This is a genomic window from Halomicroarcula saliterrae (assembly GCF_031624395.1).
GTDB classification, from domain to species: domain Archaea; phylum Halobacteriota; class Halobacteria; order Halobacteriales; family Haloarculaceae; genus Haloarcula; species Haloarcula saliterrae.
This window is the reverse complement of the sequence record NZ_JAMQON010000006.1, coordinates 137,808-157,127: the sequence shown is the minus strand read 5'-3', so window position 1 is coordinate 157,127 and position 19,320 is coordinate 137,808. Positions and strand designations below refer to the sequence as shown.

Sequence of the window (19,320 nt, the reverse complement as noted above, 5' to 3'; positions counted from 1 at the left end):
GTACTGAGATGGCAACAGAACCACCACCCGGAGATGGCGATAGCGACCTGTCACGTCGGACACTGCTGAAGCTCACGGGCGTCAGCGCGCTCGGAGCGACGTCGCTGGCCGGCTGTCTGGGAGCTGACACCCGGTCCGAGTATCTGCTCGGGTACGGCGGCGTCAGCTGGCGTGTCAGCGACATCGTCTCGCCGGCACTGTTGTCGTCGACGCTCGCGGTCGTCGGGCCGAGCGACGGGCTGGTCGGCCACTGGCCGCTCGACGGGACCGACGGGACCGTCACGGACGTCGCCGGCGGTAACGACGGCGCGGTTCGGGGCAACCCCGACCGGGGCGTCCCCGGCGTCTACGACTCGACGGCCTGCGAGTTCGGGGGCAGTCCGGACAACTACGTCGAGGTGGCAGACGCCGGGGCGCTCCGCCCCGACGCCGTCACCTTCGGCGGCTGGTACCGGACCGGGAGCGGCGCCAACAGCCAGACCGTCGTCCAGAAAGCCGACAGCCGCTACGGCGACCGGGGGTACGCCGTCGAGGTCCAGACCGACAACAGCCTGCGGGCCCACGTCGGCGTGGAGAGCGGCCAGGCGTCGGTCAACCCGTGGGGCGTAGCCACGCAGGACGACCAGTGGCACCACGTCTGCTGTACGTGGGACGGCGGCGTCCTCGTGATGTATCTCGACGGGGCGGAAGTTGGCCGGGACAGCAGCCAGTCCGGTCGCGTGGTCCACAGCGACCGGTCGCTGTACATCGGCTGGGGCGACAACGGCTACACCAGCTACTACGACATGGACGGGGCCATCGACGAAGTGCGGGTGTACGGCCGCGCCCTGACCGACGACGAGGTCACCGCGCTGTACGAGGGGGTCGTCACGCCCACGCCGACGGAGACGGAAACTGCGACGGCTACACCCACGCCGACGGCTATACCCACGCCGACGGAGACGCCAACGCCAACGGAGACATCAACGCCGACAGCTACCCCCACACTCACGCCGACACCAACCCCTACGCCAACGCCGACGCCGACAGCTACCCCCACACCCACGCCAACGCCGACGCCGACACCCACACCGACGCCGACAGAACCGTCGTCACAGCCGGCGCCGGTGGCGCGCTGGGCGTTTGCCGAGACGGGCGCCACGACGGTGGCCGACAGCGCCGGCGCGGCGGACGGGTTCGTCCGCGGGTCGCCGACGCTCGACACCGACGGCGTGTTCGGCGGCTCGGGCGTCGCCTTCGGTGCCAGCCCGGACGATTACGTCGAGGTCCCGAACACGGGGGCACTGAACCCGACGGCGGCGCTCTCTTTTGGCGGCTGGTACCGAACGACGAGTGGCGACCTGGAACAGACCGTCGTCCAGAAGGCCGACTCGCGGTACGGCGACGAAGGGTACGCCGTCGACGTCCAGACCCCGAGCAGTATCCGGGCCCACGTCGGCGTCGAGAGCGGCCAGGCGTCGGTCAATCCCGACGTCGAGACCTACGACGGCGAGTGGCACCACGTCTGCTGTACCTGGGACGGTGAGACCCTCGTGATGTATCTCGACGGGGCGGAAGTCGACCGGGACAGCAGCCAGTCCGGCGGCGTCGTGCCGAGCAACCGGTCGCTGTACGTCGGCTACGGCGACAACGGCTACACCAGCTACTACGGTATGAACGGGGCAATCGACGACGTGCGCGTGTACGACGTCGCACTGACGGCCGACCAGGTCGCCGCGCTGGTCGGCGGGACCGATTCGGGCGGGTCGACCGAGGAGCCGACGCCGACACCCACTCCGACGCCGACGACTACCCCCACGCAGACTACTACCCCGACACCGACGAACACCGCGACGCCGGTGCCGAACGACGAGTTCGGCGAGCGCGGCTACGGCAGCTACGGCTACGGCGGCGGCGACGGGAGCAACTGATGACAGACAACCACCAATACGAGACTCCGGCCGAGGGAACCCTCGACTGGGACGAACCGCTGAACCGCAACTTCGAACGAATCGACACGGACGTCGAAATCCGCGACACCGACGCCAGTCGCTCGAACTACGTCGCCAAGGCCGGCGCGAAGTTCCTCGCGACCGACACCGGCAACGTCTATCTGGGCGAGGGCGGCGCCTGGAACCAGCTCGGGACCATCGGCGCGGGCGGGGCGACCTCGGTCGAAGGCGACGGCGTAACCTCGCTGTTGCTGCAGGGCGTTGTCGTCGCCATCGGCCGCAACAACACGGCCCCGCAGTCGGTCGACCCCGCCGGGACGGACACCCCGATTCAGGACGCACTCGACATCGTGAACGCCGCGGGCGGCGGCGAGGTCCGCCTCCCCGCCGGCGTCGTCGAGGAGACGGGGCCGATTCGCCCCTACGAGGAGACCCAGCTCCTGGGGCTGGGCGTCGAGATATCGAAGGTATCCATCACCGACCGGAGCGCCGACGGCATCCTGTTCGACCGCGACTCGGGCACCAGCCGCGTCAAGCTGGACGGCTTCGCGCTGAACGGGCCGGCCGGCACCCAGCCGACCGGCGTGGCCATCCACCACACGAACCGGGATACGCAGGACCTCTTCGTGGGGCGCCTGCTGTTCTGGGGCTGGAACAACTCGGTCTACCGCGTCGACCAGGACGTGGGCCCGTTCCAGTGTCGCCACGAGCAACTGACCATCTACGAGTGTGACGCCGGCGACGAGGACGGCCTCTTCGAGTTCCGCTCGTACTACGGCCCGGCCAACTGGTTCGGCACCATCGCGGCCTACCCGAGCGCGACCGTCAGCGGCCAGAACACGACGGTGTTCTACTCGCGCGGCGGGACCCAGACGGTGGACTATCTCACGATGGGCGGGTCCGCCGGCGTCGCCATCGACCAGACGTGGGACAGCCTTCTGGAATTTGGCAACGTCCACTGGGAGCCGACGACGAACCCGACGAACCCGCCGGCTATCGTCCGTCTGCGCGGCCACGGGACGGCCGTCATCGACACGGTCAAACACGTCACCGGCGTGGCCGACTACGTCTACGAACTGGGCTTCGACAGCTTCAGCGGGAACGCGCCCAACCGGAAGATTCTGGGCCCCTACATCGAACTGGGCGCCGAGGCGGATATCACGTCGAACCTCGTCAACCTCGCCTACCCCGTCGACCCCGACGAGCCGTCGCTCTACCAGGGGTCGCCCGACGACGTGACGGTGACACACAGCGAGGGCGCCACCGGCGGCTTCCGTGCGCTCGGGACCGCGGGGACCGGTTTCTAGCCACGGCGAGCCTATGGGATTAAGTACCGCCGTCGCCACTGACTGATAACTGTATGCCCGACAACACGGGAGACGACGAGTTGCTCGCTCACTCGAAGTACCGGCCCGACCCGCTGGCGAGCAGACTCCGGACCCGACTCGCCAGGTCGACGCTGATAGAGCGATTGGCCTGGCACACCGGTGAGAAACTGCACATGCGACAGCCGAAATCGACCCACTCCCCGCCGGCGGCCGACGTCGACGGACTGTACGACGGCGAGAACGTCCCCGAGTACCCCTCGGCGGCCGAGCGACCGCCCGCCCGGTTCGTCCCCTCCGACCACATCAGTCCGGTGTTGACTGCCGCCGACGTGACCGACTTCGGGCGGACCGACTGCGTCGCGGACCCCTTTCTCTTTATCACCGACTCGGGCGAGTGGCACTGCTTTTTCGAGGTGTACACGCACAACCGCGACCCCACGGCGGCCATCGCGCACGCCGAGAGCGACGACGGCTACGACTGGGCGTACGACCGGGTCGTCCTGGAGACGGACGAACACCTGTCCTACCCCTACGTGTTCACCTGGCAGGGGGACCACTACATGGTGCCCGACCGCTGGGCCAAGGAGCGCGGTCCGGCTCCCGTGACGCTGTACCGGGCCGACTCGTTCCCCCACGAGTGGACCGAGGTCACGGACCTCGTCCGGCCCGCGACGCCGCTGCACGATTTCAGCCCGTTCCGCTGGGAGGACCGCTGGTGGGCGCTGCTGGGCGACGGCACCGACCTCTATGCCTACTACAGCGACGCGCTCGAAGCGTCCGACTGGACGCCACACGAGGGGAACCCGGTCGCCCGGAACCGGCCCCGGGCGGCCCGGCCCGGCGGTCGCCCCGTCGTCTTCGACGACCACGTGCTGGCGTTCTATCAGGACTGCAAGCGGCGCTACGGCGAGCGCGTGCGGGCCTTCGAGATAACCGAGCTCACGCCGACGACGTACACGGACGCTGAGCGCGCCCACTCGCCGGCGCTCGAACCGCCGGGCGGGCTGGGATGGAACTCCGGCGCCATGCATCAGGTCGACCCCTGGTACGACGGCGAGGGGTGGCACTGTGCGGTCGACGGGAACCTCGGGCTGGGGTATCAGCTGCTGGGCGAACACCACTGGGCCATCGGTATCTATCGCGCCTAGGGAGGCCGGCAGGGCCTGGCCTACGGGAGCTCCTGGGGCACGGGGTCGGGCGCCAGCAGCCCTTCGAGGAAGCCGAGACCGTAGTAGCCGTACTGGGCCGCGAGCATGAGCGGCACGAGCAGGGCCAGCCCGCTGTGGCGGTCGCGGTACACCTGCCGCGTCGCGTAGCCGCTGACCAGCAGGAAAGAGAGCGCGAGCAGCGGGACGTTGCGCAACCGGCGCTTGCCGAGGTCGTCGAGCGCCGCGACCGAGCCGCCCAGTAGGGCGAGCGAGGGCAGCGCCGAGTACCACCGGATGACTTTGCCGTGGCGGCGCTGGATACGGGCCATCGCGTAGCCGTAGGAGCGGCTCTTCTCGCAAAACGCGGCGAAGGTCGGCGAGAGGTGGTGTGAGACGGCGATAGCCGGGTCGAAGAGGAACCGGTGGCCCGCCTCGGAGAGACGGAAGTGAAACTCCGCGTCCTCGCCGACGTTGATGTCGCCGTCGAAGCGGTAGGCGTCGAATATCGAAGCGTCGTAGAGGACGTTACAGCAGGCGACCGAGCGGACCTCCCGGACCCGGTCGATGGCGTGGGACTGGGGCGAGCCGCCGGAGCCGAACACCGTCCCTTGGAGGCTCCCGACCAGTTTCGCGAAGGGCGGGTCCGACGGGAACGGCCGGTTCGGGCCGCCGACGCCGACGATATGGTCGTCCGCGTCCGCGATGCGGTCGACGTGTGAGCGCAGCCACGTGGACGGGACCGCACAGTCCGAGTCGGTGAAGGCGACGAAGTCGCCGGCGGCAACGTCGACGCCGCGGTTCCGACAGGCACCGATGGTCCCGCCCTCGACGACGTGGAACTGCGCGCCGTGGTCGCCGGCGAGCCCGGCGGTCCCGTCGGTGCTCCCGCCGTCGACGACGACGACCTCGTACCGGTCGTCGGGATAGGTCTGGTCGGCGAGCGAGGAAAGCGTCTCGCCGACGGTCCGCTCGGAGTTGTAGGTGACGACGACGACCGACACGAGCGGGTCGGTCGCCTCGTCGGGGCGCTCGTCCGTCACGGTTGCTCGCTCGCGGGGTCAGCGAATAGTCCTGTCGGTGCCGGCGTCAGCCCAGGCCGGTCCCGGCAGCGCCAAGGACGCGGAGGCTACCGGTCCCCCGGGACCCGTTCACGTCGACGTCCCCGGAGCGACCGAAGTACCACGAGCGACGGGTCCGGTCGAGCTGGCCGGTGACAGCGACGATGTTCTCGCGGATCGTCCCGCGGCCCTCGCGCGGGCCGAACAGGACCGCGTTGCCGGTGCCGTCTGCGAGTTCGTAGACGTACCGGACCGAACCCGAGTCGACGAGGACGTCGGTGACCCGCGTCGCCCCGTCGCCGCCGATACGGACCAGCGACTCCGGGACCGACCGCTGGTCGACCGGCTCGTAGTGGAGGCGCCCGACGTGGAGGCGCCCCTCGCGGATATCGACGAGCCGTCCCGTGGTCGCACCGGTCGTGATGTCGCCGACGGAGAGCCCGCCCCCGCGCTGGTACAGCAGGCCGCTGTCGGCGCCGCTCCACGACGCCGACGGGTACGCCACCACCGTCCCGAACCAGTTGGCCGGGCCGTAGGCGGCACGCCATTCGAGAAGCGCGTCCTCGTCGCCGGCGTCGCAGTCGTCCATCCGGAGGAAATCGTGGCGACCCTGAAAGGGGCCGACGCCCTCCTCGACCCGGTACACCGAGTTCGTCCACCCCCAGCAGTAGAGCCGGCCGACGTAGAAGTCCGCCGGGTCGGTGACGGGGTCGGCACCGTTGTCGCGGAAACGTATCGCCACGCCCGACTCGGTGTCCGGGCCCGGTCCCCGGAGCTCGAAGCCGTCCAGCTGGACGCGGTTCGCGCGCTGGACCCGGTCGAACCGGATGCCGTCGGTGCCGGACCGGGCGATTTCGAGGACGGAGACGTTCATCCCGAAGCCGTAAATCCCGGTGTTTGCGTGCGGGCGAACGGGACCGCGCTCGCGCGTCCGCCCCGGCGGGAGGTAGACGCGACCGCCGGAGTCCGCGATGGCGTCCAGCGCGTCTTGGACCGGCGTCTCGGTCCCGTCGGTCGCGACCGTCGTCCGCTCGAAGTTGGGTCCGACAGCGACGACCCGCCCGGTCACGAGCGAGTCGACGGCCGACGGCGTGGCCTGTGTCTCGGTCGGCACCGCCTCACCGCCCCACAGCGAGCAGCCGGCGGTCGTCGACGCGAGCAGGGCAGCGAGGTAGGCGCGGCGACCGAGCGGGGGCGTCACGGTACCAGCTCAGTTCGGGCGATAGGAAACACACTGCCGTCCGTAGGGTATCGGGCAGGAAAAGCGTTATCTAACTGAATACTCCCCGGAAGGCATAACACAGGACTCGGTGTATAGCAGGACACTACACCGTCCCACCGCCGTGTGGCGACGTGCTCTCTCATGTCAGATGACGCTCCCTCCCGAAGCGACGTGCCCGTCGAGTCAGCCCACCCCTACCGCGCCCTCGGCTGCGCGACGGAGCACCCGAGCCACGTCTTCCCGGTTCGGACGCCGTTCAACCACCGCTCGTTCGACGCGCTCGCAGCCACCGGCGTCGACCTCGACGTGGTGTCACCGACGCCCTTCGCCCCGCCGGTCGGCCCGTTCTCGGAGTACCGACACGTCCCGAAGACCGAGCGCTGGGGAAGCTACGAGGTCCACTATCCGCGGTACCTCTACGCGCTGCCGAAACGCTACTTCTACCACCGCTCGGGCGACTCGCTGCGAAGGCGCGCGCGGCGCTACGTGGAGTCGACCTTCGAGACGCCCCACGACGTGGCCCAGGCCTGCAGTTTCTATCTCGACGGCTACGGTCTCCTCGACTACTGTCGAGCCCACGACATCCCGCTGGTGGCGCTCTCGCACGCGGGCGACCTGAAGAACTTCGAGACGTTCAACGACGGCGTTCAGGCCCGGATTCGCGAGACCATCGACTACGCCTCGGCCGTCCTGACCGTCAGCGACGAACTCGCCGACATCGCCCGGCGCTTCGCCCCCGCGAGCAAGGTGGAGACCCTCCCCATCGGCGAGGACCCCGAGAAGTACCCCCGTGACCGACGCGAGGCGATTCGCGCGGAGCTGGGTATCGACCCCGACACGAAGCTGCTGCTGTACGTCGGCCGCTTCGAGAAGGAGAAGGGCGTCCGGGAGCTGGCCGCCGCGCTCGAAGCACTGGACCGCGAGGACGTGAGCGTCGCCGCCGTCGGCCACGGCGGGGCGCTGCGCTGGTGGTTCCTCGACAGGCTGGGGGAACTGCGCCACCCCGCACACGCCTACTGGGAGCTCGACCCCATCGCCGTCCGGCGGCTGCACGTCGCGGCCGACCTGCTCGTCCTGCCCAGCTACTTCGAGGCGCGGCCGACGGTCATCTACGAGGCGATGGCCGCCGAGACGCCCGTGCTGGCCTCGAACGTCGGCGGCATCCCGGAGATGGTCGTCGACGGCGAGACCGGCGTGCTCGTCCCGCCGTACGACGCCGCGGCGGTGACCGAGGCGCTCGATTACCTGCTCGACGACCCCGAGCGACTGCGGGAGCTGGGCGTCGCCGGCCTGCAGCGGCTGCTGGACCAGCAGTGGACGTGGACCCGCCACGGCGAGCGCCTGACCGAGGTCCACCGGAGGGTCATGCGTGACTGAGCCCCGCGTCAGCGTCGTGGTTCCGGCCTACGAGCGCGCCGACGTGGTCGGCCGGGCCATCGACAGCGCGCTCGCCCAGACGATGGCCGACCTCGAAGTGGTCGTCGTCGACGACGGCAGCAGCGACGGGACGCGGGGCGTCGTCGAGGGGTACGACGACGAGCGGGTCCGCCCGCTCGCCCACGAGCGAAACCGGGGCGTCAGCGCCGCCCGCAACACCGGCGTCGCGGCGGCCCGCGGCGAGTACGTCGCCTTCCTCGACTCGGACGACGAGTGGCTCCCCCGGAAGCTCGAACGGCAACTGGCCGCCGTCGACGAGCGCGGCGAGGGGTGGGTCGGGGCCTACTGCGACGTGGCGACGGCGGGGCTCTCGGCGGCCGGGCGACTCGCCACGGTCGTCTCGGAGCGCTTGTTTCGGTCGACGGCACCGCGGGAGGGCGGCCGGGAGCTGGCCGAGTCGCTGCTCTCGATGCAGGTGTTCATGGGGCCGGGGTCGACGCTGCTGGTCGAACGGAGCGCGCTGGCGGCCGCCGGCGAGTTCGACGAGGGGCTCGCTATCTACGAGGACTGGGACCTCGTCCTCCGGGTGCTCGGCGTCGGGAAACTCGCCTACGTCGACGAACCGCTCGCGCTGACCCACTTCACCGGGGACGCCCCCGCGGAGGCCTACGTGGCAAACGACCGCCGGTACCTGGAGCGAAACGCCGACCTCGTTCGCGAGCTCGAAGCCCGTGGGGTCCCGGTCCGGCAGGTGCACCGGATGGGACTCGTCGGCCACTTCCTCGCCGAGGGCCGCTTTGGCGAGGCCGCCGACTACCTCGACGCCGGGACCGTCGCGCGCCCCAAGAACCTCGCCAGGCTGGCGTTCTGGTCGGTGCTGGGCCTGCGGGCCCTCGCCGGGAGGGAGCGATGAGCGGTCCCGCCGACGGAGCGCCCTACGACGTGCTGGCCTGCTGTATCCACCACCAGAGCCACTCGCTGCAGGTCCGATCGCCGTTCAACCACCGGTCGTTCGACGCCATCAACCGGACGAACGCCGACCTCGACGTGGTGGTGCCGACGCCCGTCGCGCCGCCGGTCGGGCCCAACTCCGAGTACTCGCGGGTCCCGAAGACCGAGCGGTGGGGGACCTACGTGGCCCACTACCCGCGCTTTCTCTACATGGTTCCCAAGCGGCACTTCTACCACATCTCGGGCGACTCGCTGCAAAAGCGGGTGCCCCGCTACGTCGAGCGGACGTTCGAGACGCCCCACGACATCGTCCACACCTCGGACATCTATCTGGACGGCTACGGGCTCCTGCCGTACTGCCGGGCCCACGACGTCCCGCTCGTGGTCAACAGCCACGCCGTCGACCTCCACAACTTCGATTCGTTCAACGAGCAGGCCCAGCGGCGCATCCGGGAGACCGTCGACTACGCGGCCCGTATCCTCGTCGTCAGCGACGAACTGGCCGGCGTGGCCCGGCGTTTCGCCCCCGCCGAGAAGGTGACCACCGTCCCCATCGGCGAGGACCCCGAGAAGTTCCCGACGGACCGGCGCGAACAGATTCGGGCCGAGCTCGGTATCGACCCCGACACGAAACTGCTGCTGTCGGTCGGGGCCTACACCGAGCAGAAGGGGCTCAAAGAGCTCGTCGCGGCCGTCGACGCGCTCGACCGCGACGACGTGATGCTCGTGACGGTCGGCCACGAGGGGGACCTCCGGTGGTGGCTGCTGGACCGGCTCGGCGAGCTCTCCCACCCCGCCCGCTCGCAGTGGCGGTTAGACCCCGTGGCGCTGCGGCGCTGGCAGGTCGCGGCCGACGCCCTCGTCCACCCTAGCTGGCGGGAGGGGCGCCCGACGGTCGTCTACGAGGCGATGGCCGCCGAGACGCCCGTCGTCGCCTCGGACGTCGGCGGCATCCCGGAGATGGTCGTCGACGGCGAGACCGGCGTGCTCGTCCCGCCGAAAGCCCCCGAGCGGCTGACGGCGACGCTCGACCGGCTGCTCGACGAGCCGGCGCGGCTGCGCGAGATGGGACGGGCCGGCCGCCAGCGGCTGCTGGACCAGCAGTGGACGTGGTCACATCACGCCGAGCAGGTGACCGAGGTCCACGCGGAGGTGCTGGCCGAATGGTGAGCGAGACAGTCTCGGTCGTCATCCCGTACAGCGAGCGGTACACGCCCGAGTCGATGCTGGAAGAGGCGAAACGCACGGTCGCGGACCAGACCGTCCCGACCGAGCTGGTCGTCGTCGACGACGTCGACACCGGGCCGGCGGACGCCCGCAACGCGGGGCTGGAGCGGGCCGGCGAGCGCTACGTCGCCTTCCTCGACGCCGACGACCTCTGGGCCACCGACAAGCTCGAACGCCAGCTCGACCGGATGCGGGAGACCGGGGCCGGGCTCTGCGTGCAGGGGCCGCCGACGACGCTCGACGATTTCGTCTACGACGTGTTCGTCGGCGAGCTCTCGGAGGTCACCTCGGCCATCCTCGTCGACACGGAGCAGGTCGGCGTCCGCTTCGAGACGGGGCTCCAGCGCGGCGAAGACCTGCTGTACGTCCTCGAAGCGGCGACCGAGGGCGGCGTCTGTTGCTGCCCGGACCTGTTCTCGCGGCGCCGCCACGAGGGGAGCATGATGGCCTCGGGGATGGCCGTCGACGAGTACCGCGAACACGCCAAACGCTTCGGCTATCTGGTCAGCGAGCGGGTCCCGGCCGCCCAGCCGTATCTCACGGTCTACTACAACCAGCTCTACACGGACCTCGGCGTGGCCTGTCACGCCGCCGGCGACTACGACCGCGCGGTCACCTTTCTCGGGCGGGCGGTCCGCATCACGCCGCACCCCTACTCGGTCGCCTATCTGGCGCGGAGCGTGCTGTTCCGCGCGCTCCCGTTCTCGCCGTAGACCCCGCGGAACCCGTCCGAGCTCCGGTACACCCGGACGCCGTCCGTCGTGTACACTTTGTTCGCCGTCGCGTCGGCCGCCTCGAAGCGCCGCTGTGAGACGGCGAAGCTGTTCAGGTCGCCGGTGCGTACCCCCTGGCCGAGCGCGACCACGTGGTCGGTCCAGCGCTCGCGCGCGACGAGGTAGGTCGCGTCGGTTCGCACGCCCGCCGAGCGGGCCCGGAGCGGCCGGGTCGCGTTGAACCGGGCGGTCTCGAAGGCCCGGTTGGTCACCCGGTCGGTGGCCACGGTGCCGTTGCCGTACCCCTGTACGAACGCCGCAGTCGTCCGGACCGACCGGTACTCGCCGTTCGACATCGACACCTGCTCGCGCGGCTCGTCGATGTAGACGCGGGTCGTGTCGTCGGCCGCGAGGACGGTAAACGCCGTCGCGCCCCCGAGGGTCGCCACCAGCAGGAGCGACGCGACCACGTAGCGGCGCTCGACGGCGAGCGCCCGGTGGAGGCCGACGGCCAGTGGCAACAGCGCGAACAGCGACACGACGAACTTCAGCCGCTCTATCTGTGGAATCGGGACGGGAAGCGGGAGCAACAGCGCCGAGAGGCCCAGCCCGGTGACAGCGAGCGTGAACCCGCGCCGGTACGCCGAGAGGTCGTCGAGGAGTTCGTAGCCCGCGAGCAGCAGGACCGCGCCCAGCCCGGTGGCGTACAGCCCGGTCGGCGTCAGCAGCCACGCGACCGCCCGGTCGAGCGTGTCGGCGGGCAGTGTCACGCCGTAGGTGAACAGCCGGGCGGTCGGCACGTCGACGACGTCGAACAGCACGCCGAGGGTCAGCTCGAAGATACCGACGAGGATGAGACTCGGCGAGTAGGCCCAGTAGACGAGGAGGAAGAGCCCGCCGAGAACGCCCGGAAACAGCCACCGGTATCGCAGCGAGCGGCTCAGGCCGGCCTCGGGGAAGAGCCGCGAGCGCGCGAGCGCCACCGGCGCGGCGGCCGCGAGCAGGCCGGCAAAGAGGAGATACGTCAGGTGGTGGGTGACGACCATCGTCGCCACCAGCGCCAGCACGAACACGGAGTGGCGGCGGTAGGGCCCCTCGAACCGGGCGCTCAGGAGCTGTCTGTTGGCGTAGAGAGCGACCAGCAGGAGGACGACAGCGAGCGCCTGCGGGTAGAAATACAGCGCGTGGTACGCGAAGAACTCCAGAACGGCGGCCGCGAGCGCCGTCGCCAGTCCAAGCCGCGTCGAACCGAAGACGGCCGCTCCCAGGAGATACGCGAGCGGGACACACAGCGTGAACAGCGCGACGCCGGTGAGCACCAGCGCGTCGTAGGCCGGCAGCCCCGTGATGTGCGTGACCGTCCCGACGAGGAAGTGAAAGACGGGATAGAGGTCGTACCCGTGGGGAATCGCGGGCGTGTACCGCGCCCGAACGAGGGTGTCGACGGCGGCGACGTGAGCGAACGTGTCGGTGCCGCCGAAGTAGAAGCCGGTCGTGAGATACTTGCCCAGCCGCGGGGCGACAAACAGCGCACAGAGCTGTGTCAGCACGGCCGGGACGGAGGGGTCGGCCCGGAGCTGGAGCGCGACGAGGGCGAACCCGACCGGGAGGACGACCGCGAACGGGAGCAGGCGGGTGTCGAGCATCGCCGTGGCGACGACGGCGCCGGCGGCCAGCGCGACGACGGCTTTCGTCGCGATATCGGGGGAGAGACGCCGCGACGCCGACGGCGGTCCCGCACGGGAGGCGGCGTACAGCGCTAGCGCGACGACCGCGCCAAAGAGGGTGAACGCGGCGCGAAGCAGCGTCGGCCGCGGGACCAGTTCGAGAACGGCCGCGGCGACCAGTCCGACGACTGCTAGCAGACAGACAGCGACGGGGACGTAGGAGGGCCGTCGGAACTGCGAGAGAGAGACCATCGATGCGTTGCCTCCCCTTCAGTGGGCGGTAGCAAAAGTGTTGCAGTTGCGATGCACGCGGCGGGAACTGGAACGCAGCGGACGAGCGGGGCCGGTCAGCGCCGGACCGCGGGGGACCACCACGGCGCCCGCAAGAAGTGCACGAGGAAGACGAGGCCGGCGAACACCGCGAGGCCGACGGCCGAAAGCAGCGGCGTCGTCAGTTCGATGCCGCCGACGAGCGCCCCCAGACCGGCGTAGTCGTCGTAGGGGTAGGCCGGCAGGACGGGCCACAGGAGGAACGTGAACTCCTCGACCCGCCAGTAGTACACCGCGACGTAGACGTCACCGACGAGGTGGCTGGCGTAGCCGACGGCGAAGGCGAGCCCGACCTCGGCGTGGCCGCGGTGGCGGGCGACGGCGAGGACGGCAAGCGAGAGCGGGACGGCGAGCACCAGCGAGTGCGCCAGCGACCGCCCGGAGGGGATGAGGGCGAACCACCAGGCCAGCGGTTTGTCGACGAGGTCCGGGAGCTGCGTGGCGAAGACCACGGCGAGTAGCTCCGCTTTCGAGAGGCGCCCACGCAGCCCCAGGGCGACGAGCGCTCCGGCCAGGAGGACGAAGAGCGCGTAGCCGAAGGCGGCGTGAGTCCACGGGAACATCTCTGTGACAAGGACGGTGCCAACTGGCTTGAACCCGCCGACCGAGTGACGCGCCACTGGGACCCACAGGAACTATAGTCGTCGCCGGGGTAGCGGACCTGAGATGACCACAGCGAGACAGCGCCGGTTCCTCTACGCCCAGACCGGGTGGACGCTGGGGAGTGTCGGGCTGCTGGCGACGGCCGGGGCGCTGACACTGGAGTTCGTCTTCGTGAGCGCCTTTTTCGGACTGGCGCTGCTCACGGCGCTGACCGCACCGGTCCACGCGACGCCGGCGTGGCGCTCGCGGCTCCGCTGGCCGCTCGTCGCGGGAACGGTCGTGTTCGCTGTCGTCGTCGGACTGCGAACGCTCGAGAAGTTCGTCGCCACGTTCTAGGGCCGGCTACTCGCGCCAGTGACAGGCCACGACCAGCCGGCCGTCCTCGACTGTCGGGTCGACCCGGACCGGCGCCGAGAGCGCGTCGGCGAGCCCGACGCCGACGACGGAGACGGCGGGATGGTCGAACAGCTCCGCCGTGCCGACCTGCACGCCGGTGACGGTGACTTCGACGCCCGTGTCGGTCGTCCGGCTCCGCGCGCCGGCGGCCAGTTCGAGGTCGTGGACGACGGCGTCGAGGAGGACCGGCACGCGGTTCTCGACGGTCGGCTCGGAGGCTGGCTCCGCGAGCGGCGCCAGCAGGCGCTCGCCGACGGGGTCGAGCGCCGTCCCGGGCCGGTCGCCGGAAGCGTCCCCCCCGACGACGAGCGAGACGGAGTCGCCGTCGGGGACGTATCGGTGCGGGCCGGTGCCCGCGAACCGGCGCGCGTTCCCCGCAGCGACGGCGTGGACATCCGTCGCGACGGCTGCCGGGACCGTCGCGGTGGTGGTGACGAACCGCAGGAGCACGGCGGCAAACAGCGCGGTGCCGCCCCAGGCGAAAAGCAGCGTCTCGAAGGCCGGGACGGCGACGGCGGCCCCGACGAGGCCGACCCCGAGGACCCCGAACGCGGGGGCCGGGTTCCGCGGGCCGAACCGGTCGCGGAGCCCGCCACCGGTTGCGGCCTCGCTACCCACGCTGGCCCACCGCCGCTGGTGCCGCTCGGAACATGTCCCGAGGGTGTCGGGCAATCCGCTTAGTTGTTGGCATCGGTCGTGAGTCGCTTCATCGTCGGGTGGACGTTCAGCACGTGCATCAGTATCGCCGCGATACACAGCAGGATACCGCCGACTGCGAACAGGATCGAGACGAGGAGCTGGTGGGCATACACCGTGCCGGTCTCCAGATACGTCGTGAGCAACAGGACCGTGACGGCGATACCCATGACCGTCGAGATGGCGCCGGGCATCCCCACGACCAGAAGCGGGCGGCCGTACTCGACGGTCCAGACGATGTTGCGCAGCAGGTCGACGCCGTGTGAGAGCGAGCCCTGCGAACTGGAGTTCTCCACGTCGTAGTACACCGTCGTCGGCACCTCGCTGATACCGAGTCTGGCCCGGTGGGCGTGATAGAGGATGTCGGTGCTCGCGCCCATGTTGTTCCCTATCATCGGGTCCGCCGCGAGCGAGCGGACGGCCCGTCGGCTGTAGGCCCGGTAGCCGCTCTGCGTGTCGTGGACGAAGCCGCTCGGGCGGAGATTCCCCATACTCGCGTTGGTGAGGCCGTTGATGAGCCCGAGGCCGATAGACCGGACGAACGGGATCTTCGTGTCCCGCTCGCCCACGTACCGGCTGCCGATGACGATATCGGCGTCGTCGCGGGTCTGGGTCTCTACCAGCATCGGGATGTCCGAGGGGTCGTGTTGCCCGTCCGCGTCGATGACGACGAGATGCTCCGCGTCGCGGTCCGCGGCCGTCCGGAAGAGGGTCTTGAGCGCCCCGCCGTAGCCGCGGTTCACCTCGTGAATGACCACCGATGCCCCGGCCTCCCGGGCACGAACGGCCGTCTCGTCGCGGCTCCCGTCGTCGACGACGACCACCTCGTCGGCGAAGGCGGCCGCTCGCTCCACGACGGCGCCGATGCTCGTGGCGGCGTTGTACGCCGGGATGCCGACGACGACCGTCGGGCTGTCGGACGAGGTGGTCCAGTTCTCCGGAATCGCGACCACCTCGTAGTCGGCCCTCTCGTACGCCTCGGCCGTCCGGTCGTAGTCGATGCGCGGGCAGTCCCGCGTCTGCAGGACGATGCCGGGCAGCCCCCGCTCGCGGGCGGCCTCGGAGAGTAGCCGGTTGAGGGCGGACTGGGAGGTCTTCGTCCCCGGCGGCTCGACGACGAGCGCGCCGAGCGAGGAGAGCTGGTCGAGCGACTCCACGTCGGCCGAGCGGCCGCTGTAGGTGACAAACACCGTGTGGCCCCGCCGGGTCGCCCGCAACACCGTCCGCAGCGCCGCGTCCCCGTTGGTCGGCGTGAGCACGACGCCGATGGCGGCGCCGTCCAGGGGCGAGACCGCGCGTTCGGAGTCGGCGGCCGCCCGGGACCCGTTCGATGTCGGCCCCGAAACGACCGGGAGCTCCAGGCCCTGACTGCCGAGCAGTCGGTCCGGCGCCACCACGAGTGGCGCCTCCTGTCCGTCCGGCCCCCGCCAGACGGCACGGATACCGCCGTCCGTCCGCAGGTCCGTGTCCAGTTCGACCGTCAGGTCGGCGAGCGTCGGCTCCTCGGAGCCGGCGAGCACGTAGCCAAAGCGGACCACCTCGTCGGGACCGACAGCGGTCTCGACGTCGAGCGTCCCACCGTTTTCGACCGAATGCTCCGTCCGGCCGAGGTGGAGCGTGTGCGAGTCCGGGAGCGTATCAGTGATTCGGACCACCGTCGAATCGCTCCCGTCCCCGGTCATCGACACCACTGAGAGGTGGCGGTCACCGTCTAGGTCGACGACCGAGCGCGTCACGGAGACGTCACTGTGGCTCCCGGAGTCACCGACTGAATGCTCACTCATCGCCAGTCCACACCCATGTACGTCCCATTCGACGACCGTCCGGATAATATAGATGCCGACAGAACCCGGAAATATCAGGCCGGACGAGTGACAGTTAGCCAGATGTGGACCTGCCGGAGCGGCGAGTCGGCGCCCGCTCGGTACAGCCGGTAGGTGAGACGGAGTCGCTCGCCGGCGAAGGGCGGCTGGACGGTGTGGCGCCGCACGGTCGTCTCACCGGGGCCGACCCGGACGCTGAACTGGTCGAGAACCCGCGCGTCGCGCACCCGGATGGTGTCGCCCTCGCGCGTGATGCGTTCGAGGCGGGCAACGACGCGTCCATCGAACGCCCGCGGGCCGGTCGTGCCGACGCCGACACCGACCGTCGTGGGTTCACCGACCGTCGCCGCCTCGGGGTAGCTGTCCGCGACGAGCTCGCCCGACCCGTCCTCGCCGAGCAGGTAGAACTCGGTGACGAGGCCGTCGTTCGCCGACTCCTCTGCGACGACACCGACCGCGCCGGCGGCCGACAGGAGCACGACGAGCGTCAGCAGCGTGCCCGCGACCCCGTCACCGCGGACCGCCGTTCGCGTGCGGGCCGCTATCGCCCCGGCAGTAGTGCCCGCGCGGCGGTCGACCGGGAGTCGCCGGCGGCGGTACCACGCGACGACTGTCGCGGCGAGCGTGAACAGACAGAGCCCGGCCACGACCGCCTCGCGCTGGAACCCCCAGACGGTGAAATCCAGCAGGCCGCCGACGACCCCGACCGCGACGACGCTCCCGCCGACGCTCAGGCCGAGCCGGCCGAGCCACGACATCCCCGGCTCGTCCGTCGGCCCTGTCTCCCCGGCCCGGGGGAAGACGGCCGAGACGAACGCGTAGCCGGGGACCAGCAGGACGAACGGTACCCCGACGGCGAGGGCCAGCGGGCGCACCGAGCCCGCGGGGGAGAAGGCGACCACAGCCACCAGCGCGACCGACAGAACGGTCACACCGAGGTCGGCCGTCGCGGTCCAGCGGTCCTCGACCCCCGTATCAGTCATACGAACCTCTCACCGCCGGGGAACTAAAAGGGCGCGGAGTGGGACGTATCCGGAAACCGACCGGCGAACGGGTGGTCTCACCCCAGCGAGTCGAACCCCTCCTCGCGCATGAGCTCGGCGACCCGTTCGGGGTGTTCGAAGGCCGCAAGCAGGGCGAACTCCCGGGCGTCGGTCTTCGAGACGTCGCTCGCGCCGAGCTGTTCGGCGAGGTCGTGGCGGAACCCCGCTTCTTGGTCAGCCACCTTGTCACGGACGTGAATCTCCAGGCGGGTGTCCCGCTCGTCGCCGACGTTGTTCCGTCGGACGAAGTACGGGTAGGTCTCGCCGCCCGACCGCCGCGTCGATGGCCGGTCGTCGGTCGCGTCCCCGTCGACCGTCGCTCCGGCGGTCTCGCTCCCGTCCGGGTCGGCCGTCGAGCTACCCGCCACCTCGGTGTCGGCCCGCTCGCCAGTCGACTCCTCGTCGCTGTCACCGCCGAAATCGAGATTCCCGGAGCCGGACTTGAAGTTGGTCATGCCGTCGTCACCTCCCGCGTCTCGCGGAGGTCTATCCGACGCGTCTCGCCGTCGACCGTGACGTCTAGCAGCGGGTCGACGTCGGCGTCGAACGTCTCGGTCGCGATGAAGTAGGCCAGCGCGTACAGCTTCCGCAGCGTCTCGATCTCCCGGTCCCGGACCCGGCGCTGGCCCGGCTCGCTCACCATCTCCCCGTCGCGCTCGAAGGTCTTCCAGCGCTCCTCGACCACCTTGAACGCCGACCCGCGGGCCTCCCACATCGCGTCCATCAGGCTCTCGCGGTTCCCGATACTGACCGGCGTGGCGAACTCCGGCGTGTTCTCGAACTGCTCGCGGTACTGCTGGTGAGCGTTGGTCTGCCCGACGCCCGAGGGGACCACACAGGAGAGGCCGACCTCGATGTCGAGCTGGCGCTCCATGTTCCCCACGAGCTCGCCCAGCCCGTCGAGACTCAGGTTCCCCTTGCCCGCGGGTTTGACCGGGGCGACGAGCGTCCGGAGGGCGAAGATAGCGTTGTACAGCAGGTCCTCGGCGCGGGCGTTGGGGTCGATGAGGACGGCGTCGTACTCCTCCTGTACCCCCTCGGTCTCCCACAGCAGGTCGTACAGGAGCTCGAACCGGGGGTACTCCTCGCGGCTCATGTTCTGCATGCCCGTCTCGTAGGATATCTTCTGTTCCAGATTCGACGTGAAATCGCCCAGCATGTCGTGGCTCGGCACGATATCGACGCCCTCGGCCGTCGTCTCGACGAGGTCGTCGAAGGAGCCATCGGGCATGTCGAGGATGTGCTTGACCAGATTGTCCGCGTCCGGGTCACTCCGGCGACCACCGGCCTCGAAGAGGCTCGTGAGATTTCCCTCCTGCGGGTCGAGGTCCAGCACGAGCGTCTTCAGCCCCATGCGGTGGAGCGCGACCGCGAGGTTGGCGGTCATCGTCGTCTTGTACGTCCCCCCCGACTCCGAGTACACAACGGCCGTTATCATATGCCACTCTGTTGCGTGCCTGTCGCATAAATCTGTGTCAGACATTTGTGCCAGTTATCTGTTATAGTAGTCTGTAACATTCGTCTGTTATTTTCGTCTGTAACGTCTGCAGTACTGCGGTTTTGCCCTCGACAGCTCCGGTACTCGGTTCGAGCCCTCGTTCACCCCGGAGCGCTGTTACAGCCATCGGCCCCGAACAGCCGATACAGATTTCTGTGACAGAAGCCGATAACAGATAACTATGACAGTGAGCTGTTACAGAAATCTCGGTCAGCTATCCAAGACAGATATCGGTTCCAGACCATCCTGACCATCCGCTGTGACACCGTCGCGTCGCGAAAGTCGCCCGACATCGGGCAGATACAGCGT

General features: G+C 69.8%; 17 protein-coding genes. 8 read left to right on the top strand and 9 right to left on the bottom strand.

All coding sequences use genetic code 11. The features are described 5' to 3' along the window. Positions 1 to 8 precede the first annotated feature (8 nt). From NDI56_RS18675 to NDI56_RS18665, 3 genes are read left to right on the top strand one after another with little or no spacing between them, the layout of a single operon-like run. Positions 9 to 1,910: a LamG domain-containing protein gene (locus tag NDI56_RS18675; RefSeq protein ID WP_310921240.1), complete on the top strand. Its 1,902-nt coding sequence runs from the start codon at positions 9 to 11 to the stop codon at positions 1,908 to 1,910. Continuing rightward, positions 1,910 to 3,238, top strand: a complete 1,329-nt coding sequence (locus tag NDI56_RS18670; RefSeq protein ID WP_310921239.1) for a hypothetical protein — start codon at positions 1,910 to 1,912, stop codon at positions 3,236 to 3,238. The genes NDI56_RS18675 and NDI56_RS18670 overlap by 1 nt, the downstream gene beginning before the upstream one ends. Before the next feature lie 53 nt (positions 3,239 to 3,291). Continuing rightward, positions 3,292 to 4,407: a glucosamine inositolphosphorylceramide transferase family protein gene (locus NDI56_RS18665; protein ID WP_310921238.1), complete on the top strand. Its 1,116-nt coding sequence runs from the start codon at positions 3,292 to 3,294 to the stop codon at positions 4,405 to 4,407. A gap of 20 nt (positions 4,408 to 4,427) precedes the next feature. Here NDI56_RS18665 and NDI56_RS18660 read toward each other — a convergent pair whose 3' ends face one another. After that, positions 4,428 to 5,447 (bottom strand): glycosyltransferase, encoded by a 1,020-nt coding sequence (locus NDI56_RS18660; RefSeq protein WP_310921237.1) that lies wholly within the window; start codon positions 5,445 to 5,447, stop codon positions 4,428 to 4,430. A gap of 46 nt (positions 5,448 to 5,493) precedes the next feature. Next, on the bottom strand, positions 5,494 to 6,666 hold the full coding sequence (locus tag NDI56_RS18655; protein WP_310921236.1) for a hypothetical protein: 1,173 nt from the start codon (positions 6,664 to 6,666) through the stop codon (positions 5,494 to 5,496). Between the two features lie 162 nt (positions 6,667 to 6,828). Here NDI56_RS18655 and NDI56_RS18650 point away from each other — a divergent pair, with 162 nt between their 5' ends. The 4 genes from NDI56_RS18650 to NDI56_RS18635 are packed head-to-tail and all read left to right on the top strand — an operon-like array spanning position 6,829 to position 10,955. Beyond that, a complete protein-coding gene (locus NDI56_RS18650) occupies positions 6,829 to 8,064 on the top strand; it encodes a glycosyltransferase family 4 protein (protein ID WP_310921235.1) in 1,236 nt (411 codons plus the stop codon). After that, positions 8,057 to 8,977 (top strand): glycosyltransferase family 2 protein, encoded by a 921-nt coding sequence (locus NDI56_RS18645; protein WP_310921234.1) that lies wholly within the window; start codon positions 8,057 to 8,059, stop codon positions 8,975 to 8,977. The genes NDI56_RS18650 and NDI56_RS18645 overlap by 8 nt, the downstream gene beginning before the upstream one ends. Further along, positions 8,974 to 10,185, top strand: coding sequence for a glycosyltransferase family 4 protein (locus tag NDI56_RS18640; protein WP_310921233.1), 1,212 nt, complete (start codon positions 8,974 to 8,976; stop codon positions 10,183 to 10,185). Before NDI56_RS18645 ends, NDI56_RS18640 begins: the two co-directional genes overlap by 4 nt. Beyond that, complete coding sequence (locus NDI56_RS18635) at positions 10,179 to 10,955, top strand: glycosyltransferase (protein ID WP_310921232.1); 777 nt, start codon at positions 10,179 to 10,181, stop codon at positions 10,953 to 10,955. The genes NDI56_RS18640 and NDI56_RS18635 overlap by 7 nt, the downstream gene beginning before the upstream one ends. Here the strand turns inward: NDI56_RS18635 and NDI56_RS18630 are convergent. Continuing rightward, entirely contained in the window at positions 10,907 to 12,874 is a 1,968-nt protein-coding gene (locus NDI56_RS18630) for a hypothetical protein (protein WP_310921231.1), read from the bottom strand. The genes NDI56_RS18635 and NDI56_RS18630 overlap by 49 nt on opposite strands. A 95-nt stretch (positions 12,875 to 12,969) precedes the next feature. Then, positions 12,970 to 13,515: a metal-dependent hydrolase gene (locus tag NDI56_RS18625; protein ID WP_310921230.1), complete on the bottom strand. Its 546-nt coding sequence runs from the start codon at positions 13,513 to 13,515 to the stop codon at positions 12,970 to 12,972. Between the two features lie 103 nt (positions 13,516 to 13,618). Here NDI56_RS18625 and NDI56_RS18620 point away from each other — a divergent pair, with 103 nt between their 5' ends. Next, the gene (locus NDI56_RS18620; RefSeq protein ID WP_310921229.1) at positions 13,619 to 13,891 is read left to right on the top strand and encodes a DUF8044 family membrane protein; all 273 of its coding nucleotides are present in this window, start codon (positions 13,619 to 13,621) and stop codon (positions 13,889 to 13,891) included. Positions 13,892 to 13,897: 6 nt separating this feature from the next. On the opposite strand, the gene NDI56_RS18615 is transcribed toward NDI56_RS18620, so the two are convergent. From NDI56_RS18615 to NDI56_RS18595, 5 genes are all read right to left on the bottom strand, one after another. After that, positions 13,898 to 14,569 carry a DUF7982 domain-containing protein gene (locus NDI56_RS18615; RefSeq protein WP_310921228.1) on the bottom strand — a complete coding sequence of 224 codons (672 nt, stop codon included), beginning with the start codon at positions 14,567 to 14,569 and terminating at the stop codon, positions 13,898 to 13,900. A 59-nt stretch (positions 14,570 to 14,628) separates the two neighbouring features. Then, positions 14,629 to 16,431: a glycosyltransferase family 2 protein gene (locus tag NDI56_RS18610; RefSeq protein ID WP_310921227.1), complete on the bottom strand. Its 1,803-nt coding sequence runs from the start codon at positions 16,429 to 16,431 to the stop codon at positions 14,629 to 14,631. Between the two features lie 74 nt (positions 16,432 to 16,505). Continuing rightward, a complete protein-coding gene (locus NDI56_RS18605) occupies positions 16,506 to 17,453 on the bottom strand; it encodes a DUF1616 domain-containing protein (protein ID WP_310921226.1) in 948 nt (315 codons plus the stop codon). Between the two features lie 77 nt (positions 17,454 to 17,530). Next, positions 17,531 to 17,968, bottom strand: coding sequence for a DUF7970 domain-containing protein (locus NDI56_RS18600; protein ID WP_310921225.1), 438 nt, complete (start codon positions 17,966 to 17,968; stop codon positions 17,531 to 17,533). Continuing rightward, complete coding sequence (locus NDI56_RS18595; protein WP_310921224.1) at positions 17,965 to 18,951, bottom strand: ParA family protein; 987 nt, start codon at positions 18,949 to 18,951, stop codon at positions 17,965 to 17,967. The genes NDI56_RS18600 and NDI56_RS18595 overlap by 4 nt, the downstream gene beginning before the upstream one ends. Between the last annotated feature and the right edge of the window lie 369 nt (positions 18,952 to 19,320).